Origin of the sequence: Streptomyces sp. NPDC002730 (assembly GCF_042888805.1) — a bacterium.
In the GTDB taxonomy this organism is placed as follows: Bacteria; Actinomycetota; Actinomycetes; order Streptomycetales; family Streptomycetaceae; genus Streptomyces.
In genome coordinates, this window is record NZ_JBIAQG010000018.1 from 14,728 (window position 1) to 30,471 (window position 15,744).

Genomic DNA, 15,744 nt, shown 5'->3' on the forward strand with positions numbered 1-15,744 from the left:
CACTTATCGATTCGAAAGGGGAAGGTCATTGGTGTCAAATGAGTGTGCCGATCTCGATTTGATATGCATCCGGCACGCCTCGATCTCCAGCAAATTCAGGCTGGCCGGCTTTCCGCACAATGTCGAATCGACATCCTCGTTCCTCTGTCTGGCGGAACTCCTGCTGCCCACGGTCGAGATGCTGATGTTCCAGCATTCCTACGCCTACGACAGCAGCGCGCCACCACGGATCGGAGACCTCTCGGACCTGGCCGGCGACGCCTTTGAGACCCTCGCGGAGTGGACGGACCGGCCGCTGGCGCTCTTCGGGCACGGGAGGGGCGCCCAGCTGGCGTACCGGGTGGCCCGTCGGCTGGAGCGGGAGACAGGGACCATCCCGGCGACGCTGTTCGTCTCGGGAGCCGCCGGAGCCGAACGGTCCGAAATCTCCGACAGCGGACCCGAGTTGCGCTGCCCGATCGTCGCACTCGCCGGCGAGACGGACCGCAGGACTCCGGTGTCGTCGGTACGGAACTGGCGGCACCGCACCAGCGGAACCTTCGACCTCGAGGTGTTCCCGGGAGCGCGGGGTTATCTCGACATCAGCCGCCGACAGGTCGCCAACCTCGTCCACGACCAGCTCCTCGTTTCCGAGAACAAGGGAGCCTAGGGGGAGGTTAAGGGTTCCCGGGTCGGGGCATACTGCCTAACTTCCTTGGTGGGAACCGTGTTACGCATCAGTAGCAGCGCGGCTCCCTCAGCCGTCCCGGACGACGGCCCGTCCTCTCAGATGGTCGCCTTCCCGGATCGCGACCTCTGTGCGCCGGTCACGTCCGAGCCCGAGGAAGGAACCTCCCGACAGTGACCTCGAAGATATTTGCCCACGACTCGGTTCAAACCCTCTCCGCATCGGAGCAGGGAGCCCTGCGCATCGCCGACGCGCTCCGCGATCGCGGCGTCGGCCCGGGCCAGCGCGTTCTGCTCAAGGCAGGCAACTCGGCAGGCTGGGTCGGGACGCTGCTGGGGCTCATGCACCTCGGCGCCTCCATCGTGCTCGTCGACCAGCAGGAGCACGCCGAGGAGACCCGGCGCATCATCCGGCGCACCGGGGCCAAGGTCCTCCTCGTCGACGACGACGCCCCGATCGACGACGACCTGGACGCCATCCACCTCTACGAAATCCTGGTGGCCGCGGCCGGCCGCGAAGTCGCCGAGCAGCGGCTGTCGTTCGACGAGTGGGGCGAGCGGCCCGACGGCCTGATCATGTGGACCTCGGGCTCGACCGGCTCCCCCAAGGGGGTCGTCAAGTCGGGCGCCAAGTTCCTCAAGAACCTGCAGCGCAACGCCGATCAGGTCGGACATGTCGCGGACGATGTGCTCATGCCGCTGCTGCCCTTCTCCCACCAGTACGGGCTGTCCATGGTGCTGATCGCCTGGATGACCGGATCCTCGCTGGTGATCGCGCCGTACAAGCGGCTGGACCGGGCCCTGCGGATGGCGGGCGAGACCGGGGTCACGGTGATCGACGCGACGCCCTCCAGCTACCGCAGCATGCTCAATCTGATCGGCCGCAAGCCCGCGCTGCGCGCCGATGTCGAGCAGGTACGGATGTTCTGTGTCGGCGCCGCGCCCCTGGACGGGCCGCTCGTCGACCGGTACGTCGCCGAGTTCGGCAGGCCGCTGCTGGACAGCTATGGCAGCACCGAACTGGGCAACATCGCCTTCGCCACCATCGAGAACCCCATCGCCTGCGGACAGGCGATGGAGGGCATCCGGCTGCGGGTGGTCGACGAGGACGGCCTGGAGGTGGCACCGGGCGTGGCGGGCGAGATCGAGGTGGACACCCCCGACGGCATGGAGGGCCACCTCGACGAGGACGGCACTCTGCTCCCCGCGGACACCGGCTGGCAGCGCACAGGGGATCTCGGTCACCTGGACGAGCACGGCAATGTGTTTCCGCTCGGCCGCAAGTTCGCTGTGCACCGGATGGGATACACGCTCTACCCCGAGCTGATCGAACGTAAGGTCGCCGCTCTGGACTGCTCCGCCCGGATCATTCCGTTGCCCGACGAGCGGCGTGGGGCGCAGCTGGTGTTCTTCGTCGAGGACGAGGAGGGGCAGGAGGCCGCGTACTGGCGGGACCGGCTGCGTGGGATGCTTGCCACCTATGAGCACCCCGACCGGGTCGTCGTCCTGGACCGGTTCCCGCTCAACCGCAACGGCAAGCCGGACAAGCGGCAGTTGGAGCGGCTCGCGCGGGAATCGCAGGCGGCCGGGCCCGATGGTTCCCCCGGAGGAAACACCCAGTGAGGATCGCTTGTCTGCAGGCGGCGTGCGGCGCGACCGGTGTACAGCAGTTTCTTGAGCGACTGCGGACAGCGGCGCGCCGCGCGGCCGATGAGGGGGCCGAACTGCTCGTCACCCCCGAGGTCTCGATCGGCGGCTATCCCCTTCAGGCAGGCAATCTGGCGGAGGCCTCGGGTCCCGTCGACGGACCCCAGTGCGCGGAAGTCTCCGCCATTGCGCGCGAGTTCGGTATCGCCATCGTCCATGGCTGGCCCGAGACGGACGGCCCTGACGTGTACAACTCCGCGCGCCTCGTCGCGCCCCGGGGTGAGACTCTCGCGGTCTACCGCAAGGCGCATCTGTACGGGCGGGCCGAGCGCACCCTGTTCACCCCCGGTGCGGAAGCAGTGGTGCAGGCGTCCTTCGGCGGTATGACGCTGGGCATGCTGATCTGTTACGACGTGGAGTTCCCGGAGGCCGTGAGGGCGCACGCCCTGGCCGGCACCGATCTGCTGCTGGTGCCCACTGGGCTGATGCGGCCCTGGGAGGTCGTGGCACGCACCCTGGTGCCGGCGCGTGCTTTCGAGAGCCAGCTCTACATCGCGTACGCGAACTGGACCGGAGACCACGGTGGCCTCAGTTTCTGTGGCCACACCACGGTCGCGGCGCCGAACGGCATGACGTACGCCATCACCGAGGACCGTGAGGACCTGCTCGTGGTCGACATCGACCCGATGGTCCTCAAGCGCGCCCGTGCCTCCACGACGTATCTGCGCGACCGACGCCCGGAGCTCTACGCGTAACGCACGCAATCCCAGGTCGCCTTACCCGGCCATGACGATGGGCCCGGAGACAGTCACTGTCTCCGGGCCCATCGTCATGCTGTCGAGCTGTGCGGCCGTCAGATGCGCGGCCTCTCGAAGCGCGGCTTCTCGGGTGCGAAGGGGACTCCCGTGGACAGTCCCCGGGCGCCGACGACCAGCGCCTCGCCCAGGAATCCGACGCCGATGGAGAGGTTGATGGGCCGTGCCTCCGCCTGCATGCCCATGTGCACCGCGAGGAAGCCGAAGGCGGCCATCACCGCAAGGGACCCGATGATGACGAGGAACGTCTTACCGGTGTAGCGCTGATAGAGGATTCCCTCCTTGGGATAGACCTGGATGGTGGCGCCACGCACCGCGCCGAGCCCGATACCGAGCACCGAACCGACGATGACCCAGCCGAGGTCCGTACCGGTCAGCCCCTTCACTTCGGTCAGAGCCCAGATCCCGAGGCCGGTGAGCACCAGCGGTGGTGCGAACAGATCCCGGGCGTTGAGCGGTTCGCCCATCAGTCGCTTGATCACCACCGCGACCGCCCCGACGGCGATGATCGTTACGAGCAACCAAGTGTCCACCACTGCACCCCTTTGTTCCCGGCCTGTCCGTGCCCCCGCAGGGCGTGAAGTTAATTTAGCGCGCCCGTGCTATAACAGCAACATGCCAAGAGTCGTCGTAGCCGAAACCCGGCGCCAAGATGTCGCGCAGGCCGTTCTCCGCATCGTGGGCAGGGAAGGTCTGGAAAGCGCCTCACTGCGTAACGTCGCCCAGGAGGCCGGGCTGGCCATCGGTTCTGTGAGGCACTACTTCGCCAGCCAGACCGAGTTGATGATTTTTACGATGGAGGAGCTGCGGCGGCGCATCGACGGCCGGATCCGCAGCCATGCCGAGCAGCTCCTCGACCCGGGCGCGAGCATCGACCGCCGTACCCGCACCGAGGAGCTGTTCGCCGAATTCCTTCCCCTCGACGAGACCCGTCGTGAAGAGGCGGTGCTCTGGCTGGCGTTCATCACCGCTGCGCGCACCCGCCCGGAATTCCGGCCCTGCGCACGCCGCATGTATGAGGAGGCACGCGAGCTGATCGCGCGCGTGCTGCACGAGGCCCAGCGGTCCGGTGGTGTCCCAGGTGATCTCGACATCGCACTGGAGACCCAGCGGCTGGCCGCGCTCCTGGACGGTCTGACCCTCGGCGGAGTGCTCCATCCCGATCAGGTGGCGCCCGATGCCGCGCGCGCGATTCTCCACCGCCATCTGCGTACCCTCGTGGATCCTGACCAGGGTCGTGCGACAGGTCATCCATAGCCGGTGACGCCCGGGGCCGGCCCCCGGGCTCGCCCGATCCGGCCCGGTGTGCAAAGGGTCGGGCGGTTCCGGAAACCGACGCACGTCGTGACGCGACGATCTCGCCGACCTCGCCCTGCCCTGGTCGGTCATGGACTGGCACTGCCGCCCGTACCGGGTGGCCCGGGGAGGGCAGCCGCGATGACCGGTTGAGAAGCGGGCGCGCATACGATCATGGAGACCGTACGGACCACGTGGAAGGCCAACAGGCATGGCGGACAAGCGCGTTGTCATCATCACCGGCGGAGGAACGGGTATCGGTGCCGCCACCGCCCGGCTGCTGCGCGCGAGTGGGCACCACGTGGTCGTCTCGGGGCGGCGACCCGATCCGCTGCATCGCCTCGCGGAGGAGACCGGAGCTCTGGCCCACCCGGCCGACATCGGTGACCCCGACGCCGTGCGCGGTCTCGTGGACGCCGCGGTGGCCGCGTACGGCCGGCTCGACGGGCTCGTGCTCAACGCGGGAATCGGGCGGGGCGGCGGTGTGGGTGAGCTGTCGGTCGAGGACTGGGAGACCGTGATGCGTACCAACCTCACCGGTCCGTTCCTTCTGCAGCGCGCCGCGCTCCCGCACTTGCTGGAGACACGGGGCTCGGTCGTCGCCGTCGCCTCGGTGTCCGCGCTGCGCAACGGCGTGGGCAACGCCGCGTACGCGACGTCCAAGGCCGCTCTGCTCCAACTCTGCCGATCCCTGGCCGTCGACTATGGGCCGCGTGGCGTACGGGCCAACACCGTGTGCCCGAGCTGGGTGCGCACCGATATGGCCGACCGGCGGATGGCACGTTTCGCCGACGAGGCGGGCCTGGTCGGTGGCGACGCGGGGGAGGGCGGCACCGATGCGGGCGAGCGCGGCATCGATGCGGCGTACGAGATGGCGACCCGGCTCCTTCCCGCGCGCCGCCCCGGCGAGCCGCGCGAGGTCGCCGAGGCCATCGCGTGGCTCCTCTCTCCCGCCGCTTCCTTCGTCAACGGAGCGGTGCTCACGGTGGACGGCGGTGTGACGGCCGTCGACCCCGGCACCGTCGCGTTCGACTTCCACGTCGAACCGCGCACCTCGCGCCCGGAATAGCGCGCCCGGAACAGTGCGCCCCGCCGCGTCGGACTGAGCGTGCGGACCTGCCGTACCCATGTCGCCGAGATCTACCAGGAACTCGGGGCCAGCCGCTTTCGGGAGTCCTCATCGCACAGTCGGGGCTCCTCGGGCAGGGGTGAGCCGCATGGAGCCACGCCGAAGGCGCGGGCGGCGGCCTTTAGGATGCGTGGCATGACAGAGCCGGACCCCTCCACGCCTACCACCGCCTCGCGGGATCCGGAACTTGGTTTCCCGCCACCCGGCGAAGTGCTGCATCGGCTCCGCACGCACAAGGGAATGTCGCTCCGTCAAGTGGCGGCGGAGTGCGGCCTGTCCGTCTCCTTCCTGGCCGCTCTGGAGCGGGGTGAGACCGACATCGCGCTGGAGCGGCTCGGCCGCCTGGCCAAGGTGTTCGACCATGATGTCGGCTCGTTCCTGGGTTTCTCGCGGGGCCGGGCGACCCCCTCGCTCTTCCCCAGGGAGGAGCAGGAAGTACTGGACCGCGCACCGGGCGTGGTCTACCGGGTGCTGCGCTCCCCGGAGCTCGGATACCAGGTGGTCACCGGGGACTTCGAGCCGCACAGCGGACTCGCCGAAGACCTTCAGCACGAGGGCTCCGACCTCATCATGGTGACCAGGGGCACCCTCGTGGCCCGCTACAACGGGCTGGATCATGTGCTGGGCGCCGGGGACTGCGTCCAGTGGTCGGCGGGCCACCCGCACAGCTTCCGAAACGACACCGACGAGCCGGCCCAGCTGGTCGGGATCCTGTTCTCCAGCCTCTACTGACTCGCCGGCTCGGTCCGGCTCTCTCGTCTCCCGGCTTCGACGGCCCCACGGATGTACGTCCGTGGGGCTTCTCGCTGTCCGGGCGCGAGCGCGGGAGGGCGGACGCCTCGGGAAACGAATGCGGGCCCTCGGGACAGGAGGGCGGACCCCTCTCGCTCTGAGCGATATTCTGCTCTACAGTACTTTTTATTGCACAGGGGAGTGTCAGCGGTAAAGAGTCCGAACCCGCCCGTCGAGACCCCGCTTCCCGCCGCCGAAACTCCTCACGGAAACGGTGAACCCCATGGATCAGCTCACGGACACCGGACGGCGCGGTCCGGCCACCACCCCGACGACCGTGACCCGGCTGCGCCGGGCGCTCAGCCTCTTCTTCGCCCTCGACGGTTTCGTGTTCGCGGGATGGGTCGTCCGCATCCCCGCCATCAAGGAGCAGGTCGACGCCTCGGCCGGCGCCCTCGGACTGGCTCTGCTGGGCGTGTCGGTGGGCTCGTGAGCGGCGCCGACACTGCCCAAGTGGAGGAGCGTCTCCTCGAGGCCGAGGCCTGGCTTGTGGAGAACCTGGAAGAACCAGAAGCGCCGGGCGCGTGAACGGCATTCCACATCAAGCCGACCAACGGCGGTTGCGGCGCGGATGTCGATGTCGCGAACGAGAAGGACCGCAGCCGTTCCGCGCTGCTGAGTTCCGCCACGGGCAACGCAACGTCGCGGTACGTCAGTTATGGGCGCGAGATCATCGGAATGGCCAAACGCCACACTGCGGTCCAGGAGTACATTCCCAACGTACGCACCAATGAGAAGCGTGTGATCCTCGCGGGAGACACCCCCGGTGTCCGACTTCTCCGCTTCCGCCGCGAGAACGACAACCGGGCCAACGCCACTGTGGGAGCACGCTACGAGGTGCTGCAACTCACCCCCGGTGAACGTGAGTTCGTGCGCCGGCTCGGCAAGCGCATGATGGATCACGGCATCTTCTACGTGGGCGTCGACCTCGCCTTCCCGTATGTGATCGAGATCAACATGGAGAACCCTGGCGGACTGAACTGTCACCGGCGCGTCACGGGCGAGGACCAGTCGTCCGAGGCCGTCAACACGGTGCCGGCCGCCCTGCGCACTGCAGGAAAGCTGTCATAAGACCTGGGGCGATAGCGGACAGTCACCGTTCGACGTGCGGGGGTGACGAGGTCCTGGTTCGCTGGTTGAGCCCGCTCTCCCTACTGTCAAGGAGTGACAATGAGCGTTGCAGGCGAATCCCGAGGTCGAGCGCAGCAGATGCGCGACAAGGCGCAGCAGCTGTCCGAAGCTGCGGAGCGCGCGACTGACCCGCAGGAGCGTCAGAAGCTGCAGGAGAAGGCGCGTCGACTGAAGGAGCAGAGCCAGCAAGAGGGCTCGATGGGCTCGATGGGTGGGCAGGAGCAGTCCCCGCCTGCGTGAAGCACCTGGCCATCACAGGCCCATGGCCTCCAGTCCGCCGTGCGGACTGGAGGCCATCGGCAGGCAAGGTACGGAAAGGCAGGAATGACCGTGAGTAGCGATCAGCAGGAATCGACACCGGTCGTCGTTACGCTCAGCGATTGCTCGAAGGAGGACGCCGACACCGTCTTCCGCGTGCTGGCGCAGTCCTTCACCTCGGACCGCGCCGATGACGATGCACCGCAGTACACGTCCCACCCGCACACCACCGTGTGGACCTCGACGTTCGAGGTGGGCCCCACGCACGCCCCGGCCGCACCTGTGCAGTTGACAGCACCGTGCGTAGTCGGTGCGCAGGGCACCTACTGGGGGGTGGACCGGCTGGGCGAGACGCTGGCAGCCGCGTTCGTCGTGCAGGTGGAGGGAATGGCCGCCGGCGATCAGGAGAAAGACGTCCAGTTCCGACTCGAGAGCGGAATCCGCTAGTCCGGTCCAGGAGGCACCAGGCCGGCCCGGAAGCCGCCATTGCGGAGAGTCCGCCAGTGCGGCCGGGAAGCCGATCGTCCGGCCCGGCGTCCGCCAATGCGGCCGGCCCGGATGTCCGGCCGACACCCGGGCGCTCTGCGTTGCCAGACCGTCCGTACCGCGCAAGTGTCGAAAGACCGAGCTCGAGGAGGACAGCTCCATGCCCATCGCCACGGTGAATCCCGCCACCGGAGAGACGCTCAGGACGTTCGACGCGCTCGGAGCTGAGGAGATCGAACGGCGCCTGGCGCTCGCCGTGACCGCCTTCGGGCAGCACCGCACCACGGAGTTCAGCCGGCGGACGGAGTTGCTCAACCGCGCCGCGGACCTTCTGGAACAGGACCAGCAGGACATCGCCCGCACCATGACCACCGAGATGGGCAAGACGATCGTGGCCGCCCGCGCGGAGGCGGCGAAGTGCGCGAAGGCGATGCGCTGGTACGCCGCGCACGCCGAGGAACTCCTCGCCGACGAGCATCCTTCGGCCGCCGACCTGAAGGACTCCGGTGCTTCCCGCGCCAGCGTCCGCTACCGTCCGCTCGGCGTTGTCCTGGCCGTGATGCCGTGGAACTTCCCGCTCTGGCAGGTCGTACGGTTCGCGGCCCCCGCGCTCATGGCCGGCAACGTCGGTCTGCTCAAGCACGCTTCGAACGTGCCGCAGACCGCTCTGTACCTGGAGGACCTCTTCCGCCGGGCCGGCTTCCCGGAGGGGTGTTTCCAAACGCTGCTCGTGGGATCCGGCGCGGTCGAGAACATCCTGCGCGACCCCAGGGTGGCCGCCGCGACACTCACCGGCAGCGAGCCGGCCGGGCGCTCCGTCGCCGCCATCGCCGGCGACGAGGTGAAGAAGACCGTACTGGAGCTCGGCGGCAGCGACCCCTTCGTCGTGATGCCGTCGGCCGATGTCGAACGGGCGGCCCGGACTGCGGTGACAGCCCGGGTGCAGAACAACGGCCAGTCCTGCATCGCGGCCAAGCGCTTCATCGTCCACGCCGACGTGTACGAAGACTTCTGCGAGCGTTTCACCGCAGGAATGCGGGAGTTGACCGTCGGCGACCCGATGCAGGAGTCCACCGATGTCGGCCCGCTCGCCAGCGAACAGGGCCGTACGGATCTCGAAGCGCTGGTCGACGACGCCCTGAGCCTCGGCGCGACGGCACGGTGCGGAGCCAAGCGTCCCGAGAAGCTGGACCGGGGCTGGTACTACGAGCCCACCGTCCTCACCGACATTTCCGTCGGCATGCGGATCCACCACGAAGAGGCCTTCGGCCCGGTGGCCACGGTCTACCGCGCGGCCGGCCTCGACGAGGCGTTGGCCATCGCCAACGACACTCCCTTCGGACTGAGTTCCAATGTGTGGACCCGCGACGAAGGGGAAGTGGAGCGGTTCGTAAGCGACATGGCCGCCGGGGGCGTCTTCTTCAACGGAATGACGGCCTCCCACCCCGCGCTGCCCTTCGGTGGCGTCAAGCGCTCCGGCTTCGGCAGGGAGCTGTCGAGGCACGGTATCCAGGAGTTCTGCAATGCCACCACGGTGTGGCACGGCGCCGAGCCGGACGACAACAGCTGATCGGACGACGCAGCTGACCCCGCGGACCTCTCGCCCGGACATGCGGCCGAGTTCGCGTCCGGACGGATCGCCGGGGCTGTTCGCGACGATTCGAACAAGCCGATCCGCGGCCCACTCACCCGTGTCGCTGTTGGGCCGAACGGGTGAGTGGGGCGAGGATGGGGCGCATGAGTAGGTACGAGAGGTACGACGTCACCGACGAACAGTGGGAGGGGCTGGCGCAGGTCGTCCCGTTGCGCAGTCGTAACGAGTGGCCTTCGCGGGTCGACCACAACACGATCCCGCAGGACTACGCGGCCGCCGAGCAGCGTCGTTTTGTCGTGCTGCGGGTGCAGGTCTTCGCCGACGCGCGCGAGGTCGCCGAGTACCTCGTTGCCCAGATCCCGGTACTGCTGGACCTCACCGGCGCCGAAACCGAAGTGGCCAAGCGCATCCTGGACTTCAGCAGTGGTGTCGTCTTCGGTCTTGGCAGCGGGATGCACCGGGTCGACCGGAATGTCTTTCTGCTCGCCCCGGTCGGCACGGAGGTCGAGGGGATCGCGGCCGCCGTCCCCCGTTCGTAGGAAGGTCATCGAGGCGGAACGGTTCGGCGCATTTCGTGCTGCGTACCGTCCCGCTCATGGACGTAACCACGCTGCTCAACGGCGCGAACTGCACCCGCCCCACAGTCACCGAACTGCGGCTCTCCGCCTTCAAATCGCACCGGGGCGTGGTCCTGCCCCTCGGCCCGCTGACCCTCTTCGCGGGCGCGAGCGGCAGCGGTAAGTCGAGCGTCCTGCAGATGTACGAGGCGCTGGCGCGGCTCGGCGCGGGCGACGAACTCGAAACGGCCTTCCCGGAACCCGCGGCCTGTGTGCCGGAGTGGGCGGAGGCCGACGGGCAGGGCCGACGGGGATTTCGGATCGGCTGCACGGTCGACGGCCCGGCCGGTCCCGTACAGCTCGATCTCGCAGTACAGGCGGAACCCGAACTGCGCGTGGTGGGCGAGCGGCTGACCAGCGGCGGGCGCACCCTGCTGACCACCGCGCTGCGCGATCCCGGACGGTCCTCGGTGCAAGCTGCCTGGCACACGGCGGGCGCCGCGACCGTGACGCGGGCCCCGCTGCCGGACGACCGGCTCGGCACGGCGCTGCTGCCGCTGCGCGTGGCCGGCAAGACGCAAGGCCAGTTACAAGTCCTCGCTGCTGCCGAGCAGGTCGTCGTGGCACTGCGGTCGGTCTTCGCCTGTGACCCGCAGCCGCAGCGGATGCGCGAGCCGGTGGCGGCGGGGGACGGGAGGCTGCGGCGCGGCTGCGACAACCTGGCGGAGGTGCTGCACCGCACCCGGAGCCAGTGCGCCAAACGGCATGCCCGGCTGGCCGCGGCGGCGCGGGTGGGATGCGCGGGCGACGTCGCGGATCTGGCCGTCGAAGAGCTCGGCGACGGGACGGTACGGGCGCTGCTCGGCCGGAGCGGTGCGCGGGGAGCGACGCCCGTGGGGCGGCTCGGCGAGGGCGAGTTGAGGTATCTGGCGCTGGCGCTGGTACTGCTCACCGGGCCGGGGGTGCTGGCCATGGACCAGGCGGCCGAGGTACCGGCGGCGTACCAGTCGCTCACCGTTCTGGCGGACGGCTTCGACCGCTGCCTGGACCCGCGGCAGTCGCGCGAACTGCTGTCGCTGGGCGCGGAGATGTGCGCGCGCGGGCACATCCGGCTGGTGGGGGCGGTCGCCGATGCGTCGTATGCGCGCGGGGTGGACGGTGTGACGGTGGTAGACCTGGTGCCGTGACGAGAGAAGACGGACTGGATGTGGCGGGGTTGCAGCGCAGGCTGGCCGAGTTCGCGGCGGCGCGGGACTGGCAGCCGTACCACACCCCGAAGAACCTGGCGGTGGCGCTGAGCGTCGAGTCGTCCGAACTGGTGGAGATCTTCCAGTGGTTGACGCCCGAGCAGTCGGCGCGAGTGATGGAGAAGGAGGGGGCGGCGCACCGGGTGCGGGACGAGGTCGCGGATGTGCTCGCGTATCTGCTGCAGTTCTGCGAGGTGCTCGGGATCGACGCACTGGCGGCGCTCTCCGACAAGATCGACCGGAATGAGATTCGCTTCCCGGCGAAGTGATTTTCGACCGGTTCGCCGCCCCTCCACGCAGACCTTCGTCACTCTATGGAGTTGTTGAGTTATCCACAACGGTCTTGGTGTCCACAGATTTCCGAATTCCCCTGGCTTTCAGGCTCAACGACCTTCACTCTGGGTAATGAACTGAGTGGGCAGAAAGTCGTACGAACGGGGGTGGCGTACACATGGACGCGGAACGGCTGATCGGGCTCAGTCGGCACGCCTTGGCGCAGAGCCGGGCGGTGCCGGACATCGTCGCCGAGGCCTGGCAGGCACAAGCCCTCGCCCAGGCGATCGGCAGCCGGCTGGCGCTGTACGGGCCACTGGAGCTGAGAAGCGAGGCGCGCGGGCTCAGCGAGATCGGTGGTCGAGGGTGCGGGGTGCTCGACCATCCGATGGTGCGCAGCGGCGGGGTCCGTGCCGCGCAGCTGTCCGAGGTGGTGGACGCGCGGCGGACATTGATCGGGCTGGGAGTGCTGTTGGGCGATGTGGGGATCGCCCTGGTCGGGGTCGCGTGCGCCACCGACGAGGAGGGGCTGTACTGGCAGTGCATCGAGGCGATAGACGCCGCTGACGAGTCGAGCGACCGGGTGCGGGGAATGCTGCGCAGGCTCGCGGTGCGGGATTCGGAGAGACCGCCCGACACCATCCGGGGCAGAGCCGGGCCGGTGGCTGCGCGGGACACGATGTCGGACTCGCCTCCCTCGCCTCCTCCCGCGCCGCCTCGATTGCTTCCCCCGCGCTCCTCGCCTTCTTCCCCTTCTTCGCCTTCTTTGTCCGACTCGGTGGAGGAAGCGGATGAGATGGATGCGGTGGACTCGGCGGCGGGGCCGTCGTGACCTCGGGTATGGCTTCCTGCGGGCCGCCGGGTTGACGGTTTTCACCCGAGCGAGCCGGTGGGGGCATGGCAGGGACGGTGGGGTTGACGGCCGAAGGTGCAGGATGGATGCATGGATCTTCGAATCTTCACCGAGCCCCAGCAAGGGGCGAGCTACGACACCCTGCTGACCGTTGCCAAGGCCACCGAGGACCTCGGGTTCGACGCCTTCTTCCGCTCCGACCACTACCTGCGCATGGGCTCCGCCGACGGACTGCCCGGGCCGACCGACGCCTGGATCACCCTGGCCGGGCTGGCACGTGAGACCAAGCGGATCCGCCTCGGCACGCTGATGACCGCCGGGACGTTCCGGCTGCCGGGCGTGCTGGCCATCCAGGTCGCGCAGGTCGACCAGATGTCGGGCGGCCGGGTGGAACTGGGCCTGGGCGCAGGCTGGTTCGAGGAGGAGCACAAGGCGTACGGCATTCCGTTCCCGAAGGAGAAGTTCGGGCGGCTGGAGGAGCAGCTGGCCATCATCACGGGACTGTGGGCCACAGAGGTCGGCAAGACCTTCTCGTACGAGGGCGCGCACTATCAGCTGGCCGACTCGCCCGCGCTGCCCAAGCCCGCCCGGGGGAAGGTGCCGGTGCTGATCGGCGGGCACGGGGCGAGCCGCACCCCACGGCTGGCCGCGCAGTACGCCGACGAGTTCAACATTCCATTTGCCTCCATCGCGGACAGCGAGCGGCAGTTCGGCCGGGTCCGCGCCGCAGCCAAGGTGGCGGGGCGCGGGGCGGACGACCTGGTGTACTCCAACGCCTTGGTCGTCTGCGTGGGCAAGGACGACGCGGAGGTGGCACGCCGAGCGGCGGTCATCGGACGGGAGGTGGACGAGCTGAAGGCGAACGGGCTGGCCGGCTCGCCCGCCGAAGTTGTCGACAAGATCGGGCGGTATGGCGCGATCGGTTCGTCCCGGGTCTATCTCCAGGTGCTGGACCTCGATGACCTCGACCATCTTGAGCTGATCTCGTCGCAGGTCCAGTCCCAGCTGGGCTGAGCCGCCGCCGACCCGAGCACACCCGGGAGTTCTCGTGAAACCCGGCCGTACCCTCGCCGCCGCGCTCGCCGAAGCGGTCGTCGTCCTCGACGGCGGGCTGTCCAACCAGCTGGAGGCACAGGGCTGCGATCTGTCCGACGACCTCTGGTCGGCGCGGCTGCTGGCCGACGATCCACGGCAGATCGAAGCGGCCCACACGGCGTATGTACGAGCGGGCGCCCAGGTCCTCATCACCTCCAGCTACCAGGCCACCTTCGAGGGCTTCGCGCGCAGAGGCGTGGCGCGGGAGCAGGCCGCGGAGCTGCTCGCCCGCAGCGTGGATCTGGCGCGGAGTGCGGGTGACGCGGCTCAGCGGGAGGTGTGGGTCGCGGCCTCGGTGGGGCCGTACGGCGCGATGCTCGCGGACGGCAGCGAGTACCGGGGCCGGTACGGGCTGTCCGTGCCGGAGCTGGAGCGCTTCCACCGGCCGAGGATCGAGGCCCTGGCGGCGGCGGGCCCCGATGTGCTCGCCCTGGAGACGGTGCCGGACACGGACGAGGCGGAGGCGCTGCTGCGGGCGGTCGAGGGGTGCGGGGTGCCGGTCTGGCTCTCGTACAGCATCGTCGGCGAGCGGACCCGGGCAGGCCAGGAGCTCATGGCGGCCTTCGCTCTCGCCGCCGGCCGGGAGCAGGTGATCGCCGTCGGGGTGAACTGCTGCGAGCCGGGTGACGCGGACCGTGCGGTGGAGCTCGCGGCGGCGGTGACGGGCAAGCCGGTGGTCGTCTACCCGAACAGTGGAGAGCGGTGGGACGCTGCCCAGGGGGCGTGGCGCGGCGGAGTCACCTACGACCCGGCGAGGGTGCGGGACTGGCTGGCGTCCGGGGCCCGGCTGGTCGGCGGCTGCTGCCGAGTGGGACCGGGACAGATCGAGGAGCTCGCGGCACTCGCGACCTCTGCGGGTGGTGAACGGCCGGGTTGAGGATCCGGTGGAACTGCCGTGCCAATACGCTCTGCGCCTTCCTGGCGTTCGCGCTGGGCGGCCAGGCGCTCTCCGCCTCATCCGAGCACCTGCGAGGCGCCCGGCGTGACGCCTTCGACTCCGTCGTCGCGCTGTCCCGGGCCCGCGCCATCGCCTACGACGCGTACGCCGACGAAAGCTGCTACCTCCTCTCCGCCAGCCGGAGCCGTCGCGGCGCTGTCGTCCGCCGCCTGGTTCGACTTCTTCCTCACCCGGCCGTACCAGACGTTCACCATCAAACGACGCCGACGACATCGAGACGGCCGTCCTGCTGCTGATCGTGGGCCTTGTCGTGTCGCAGCTGGCGGCCCGCGCCCGGCGACTGCAGGTGATCACGGTGACCGACGCCGGGCATTTCGCCCGGATCCACGAGACCGCGCAGCTCGTCCGGGCCACCCGGCCGGACGGCGAGATTGAGTTCCGGGCCTTCGCAGGCGGCCACTACACGGCCGGTTCATGCTTCAACCGGGCCCGCCGTCCCTCCCCTCCAGGCGCGGCTGGTCGCCGTGACGCTGGCCGAGCCGACAAGACCGGAGCGCTGGACACGGCGGGATGGACATCCTCATGACGGTCGTCCAGCCGCACCGTACAGACGCTCCGCGGTGACTGGAAAGCGCTGTCGTCAGTGGGTCGGACCCCGTCGAACGGAGTACTCCCATCGGCATTTTCACAGGCCGGAAGGGTGGGCGTTAGAGCGCCATCAAAGGTGTGCCAATGGCCGTAAGAGACCCGTCAACGGCTCGTGTGTCCGCTCGGAAAGACGCTTTCCTCTAGACGCCCGAACATTTCCGAATCTCTTCCAGGAGTTCACGATGGCCGACGTGGCCTTCGTCGTCACCACGCTCGCGGTCTTCGCGCTGGTGGCTCTCATCGCCAAGGGGGTGGCAAAGCTGTGACTGCCGAGAACATCGTCGGTCTCGTCGTGGCCGTCGCCCTGCTGGGCTACCTCGTCCTCGCCCTTGTGTACCCGGAGAGGTTCTGAGCCCCGA

At 68.9% G+C, this 15,744-nt stretch carries 19 protein-coding genes and 2 pseudogenes; 18 read left to right on the top strand and 3 right to left on the bottom strand.

Features of this window, described 5'->3' with window-relative positions:
- The first annotated feature begins 31 nt into the window (after positions 1 to 31).
- From ACFYXH_RS36635 to ACFYXH_RS36645, 3 genes are all read left to right on the top strand, one after another.
- On the top strand, positions 32 to 649 hold the full coding sequence (locus tag ACFYXH_RS36635) for a thioesterase II family protein (RefSeq protein WP_389572565.1): 618 nt from the start codon (positions 32 to 34) through the stop codon (positions 647 to 649).
- Between the two features lie 191 nt (positions 650 to 840).
- The gene (locus tag ACFYXH_RS36640; RefSeq protein WP_389572567.1) at positions 841 to 2,289 is read left to right on the top strand and encodes a class I adenylate-forming enzyme family protein; all 1,449 of its coding nucleotides are present in this window, start codon (positions 841 to 843) and stop codon (positions 2,287 to 2,289) included.
- On the top strand, positions 2,286 to 3,068 hold the full coding sequence (locus ACFYXH_RS36645) for a carbon-nitrogen hydrolase family protein (RefSeq protein WP_389572570.1): 783 nt from the start codon (positions 2,286 to 2,288) through the stop codon (positions 3,066 to 3,068). Before ACFYXH_RS36640 ends, ACFYXH_RS36645 begins: the two co-directional genes overlap by 4 nt.
- 98 nt (positions 3,069 to 3,166) lie before the next feature.
- On the opposite strand, the gene ACFYXH_RS36650 is transcribed toward ACFYXH_RS36645, so the two are convergent.
- A complete protein-coding gene (locus ACFYXH_RS36650) occupies positions 3,167 to 3,661 on the bottom strand; it encodes a DUF1453 domain-containing protein (RefSeq protein ID WP_389572572.1) in 495 nt (164 codons plus the stop codon).
- Between the two features lie 82 nt (positions 3,662 to 3,743).
- Here ACFYXH_RS36650 and ACFYXH_RS36655 point away from each other — a divergent pair, with 82 nt between their 5' ends.
- The 14 genes and pseudogenes from ACFYXH_RS36655 (at position 3,744) to mmuM (ending at position 14,716) form a co-directional block, all read left to right on the top strand.
- The gene (locus ACFYXH_RS36655; protein ID WP_385301256.1) at positions 3,744 to 4,385 is read left to right on the top strand and encodes a TetR/AcrR family transcriptional regulator; all 642 of its coding nucleotides are present in this window, start codon (positions 3,744 to 3,746) and stop codon (positions 4,383 to 4,385) included.
- Between the two features lie 250 nt (positions 4,386 to 4,635).
- On the top strand, positions 4,636 to 5,493 hold the full coding sequence (locus tag ACFYXH_RS36660; RefSeq protein ID WP_389572575.1) for an SDR family NAD(P)-dependent oxidoreductase: 858 nt from the start codon (positions 4,636 to 4,638) through the stop codon (positions 5,491 to 5,493).
- 195 nt (positions 5,494 to 5,688) lie between these two features.
- Complete coding sequence (locus tag ACFYXH_RS36665) at positions 5,689 to 6,285, top strand: helix-turn-helix domain-containing protein (protein WP_389572579.1); 597 nt, start codon at positions 5,689 to 5,691, stop codon at positions 6,283 to 6,285.
- Between the two features lie 283 nt (positions 6,286 to 6,568).
- Positions 6,569 to 6,775, top strand: a pseudogene (locus ACFYXH_RS36670) (MFS transporter); the annotation flags it as partial.
- Between the two features lie 110 nt (positions 6,776 to 6,885).
- On the top strand, positions 6,886 to 7,416 hold the full coding sequence (locus ACFYXH_RS36675; RefSeq protein WP_389572854.1) for a RimK family alpha-L-glutamate ligase: 531 nt from the start codon (positions 6,886 to 6,888) through the stop codon (positions 7,414 to 7,416).
- A gap of 99 nt (positions 7,417 to 7,515) precedes the next feature.
- Positions 7,516 to 7,716: a DUF6381 family protein gene (locus ACFYXH_RS36680; RefSeq protein WP_327326590.1), complete on the top strand. Its 201-nt coding sequence runs from the start codon at positions 7,516 to 7,518 to the stop codon at positions 7,714 to 7,716.
- 90 nt (positions 7,717 to 7,806) lie between these two features.
- On the top strand, positions 7,807 to 8,181 hold the full coding sequence (locus ACFYXH_RS36685) for a hypothetical protein (RefSeq protein ID WP_389572582.1): 375 nt from the start codon (positions 7,807 to 7,809) through the stop codon (positions 8,179 to 8,181).
- Between the two features lie 199 nt (positions 8,182 to 8,380).
- Complete coding sequence (locus tag ACFYXH_RS36690) at positions 8,381 to 9,790, top strand: NADP-dependent succinic semialdehyde dehydrogenase (RefSeq protein WP_389572584.1); 1,410 nt, start codon at positions 8,381 to 8,383, stop codon at positions 9,788 to 9,790.
- 158 nt (positions 9,791 to 9,948) lie between these two features.
- Positions 9,949 to 10,353: a cell division protein SepF gene (locus tag ACFYXH_RS36695; protein ID WP_327326594.1), complete on the top strand. Its 405-nt coding sequence runs from the start codon at positions 9,949 to 9,951 to the stop codon at positions 10,351 to 10,353.
- Positions 10,354 to 10,409: 56 nt separating this feature from the next.
- The gene (locus ACFYXH_RS36700; RefSeq protein ID WP_389572589.1) at positions 10,410 to 11,558 is read left to right on the top strand and encodes an AAA family ATPase; all 1,149 of its coding nucleotides are present in this window, start codon (positions 10,410 to 10,412) and stop codon (positions 11,556 to 11,558) included.
- A complete protein-coding gene (locus tag ACFYXH_RS36705) occupies positions 11,555 to 11,887 on the top strand; it encodes a nucleotide pyrophosphohydrolase (RefSeq protein ID WP_389572593.1) in 333 nt (110 codons plus the stop codon). Before ACFYXH_RS36700 ends, ACFYXH_RS36705 begins: the two co-directional genes overlap by 4 nt.
- Before the next feature lie 182 nt (positions 11,888 to 12,069).
- Positions 12,070 to 12,558: pseudogene (locus tag ACFYXH_RS36710) on the top strand (DUF6099 family protein); the annotation flags it as partial.
- Positions 12,559 to 12,834: 276 nt separating this feature from the next.
- Positions 12,835 to 13,758, top strand: coding sequence for an LLM class F420-dependent oxidoreductase (locus ACFYXH_RS36715; RefSeq protein WP_389572596.1), 924 nt, complete (start codon positions 12,835 to 12,837; stop codon positions 13,756 to 13,758).
- Positions 13,759 to 13,792: 34 nt separating this feature from the next.
- On the top strand, positions 13,793 to 14,716 hold the full coding sequence (gene mmuM, locus ACFYXH_RS36720; protein WP_389572599.1) for a homocysteine S-methyltransferase: 924 nt from the start codon (positions 13,793 to 13,795) through the stop codon (positions 14,714 to 14,716).
- Positions 14,717 to 14,793: 77 nt separating this feature from the next.
- Here mmuM and ACFYXH_RS36725 read toward each other — a convergent pair whose 3' ends face one another.
- Together ACFYXH_RS36725 and ACFYXH_RS36730 are read right to left on the bottom strand one after the other, a co-directional pair.
- Positions 14,794 to 14,991 (bottom strand): hypothetical protein, encoded by a 198-nt coding sequence (locus tag ACFYXH_RS36725; protein WP_389572602.1) that lies wholly within the window; start codon positions 14,989 to 14,991, stop codon positions 14,794 to 14,796.
- Complete coding sequence (locus tag ACFYXH_RS36730) at positions 14,991 to 15,197, bottom strand: hypothetical protein (protein WP_389572605.1); 207 nt, start codon at positions 15,195 to 15,197, stop codon at positions 14,991 to 14,993. Before ACFYXH_RS36730 ends, ACFYXH_RS36725 begins: the two co-directional genes overlap by 1 nt.
- A gap of 450 nt (positions 15,198 to 15,647) precedes the next feature.
- On the opposite strand from ACFYXH_RS36730, the gene kdpF reads away from it, so the two are divergent.
- Complete coding sequence (kdpF, locus tag ACFYXH_RS36735) at positions 15,648 to 15,737, top strand: K(+)-transporting ATPase subunit F (protein WP_175264873.1); 90 nt, start codon at positions 15,648 to 15,650, stop codon at positions 15,735 to 15,737.
- Positions 15,738 to 15,744: the final 7 nt, after the last annotated feature.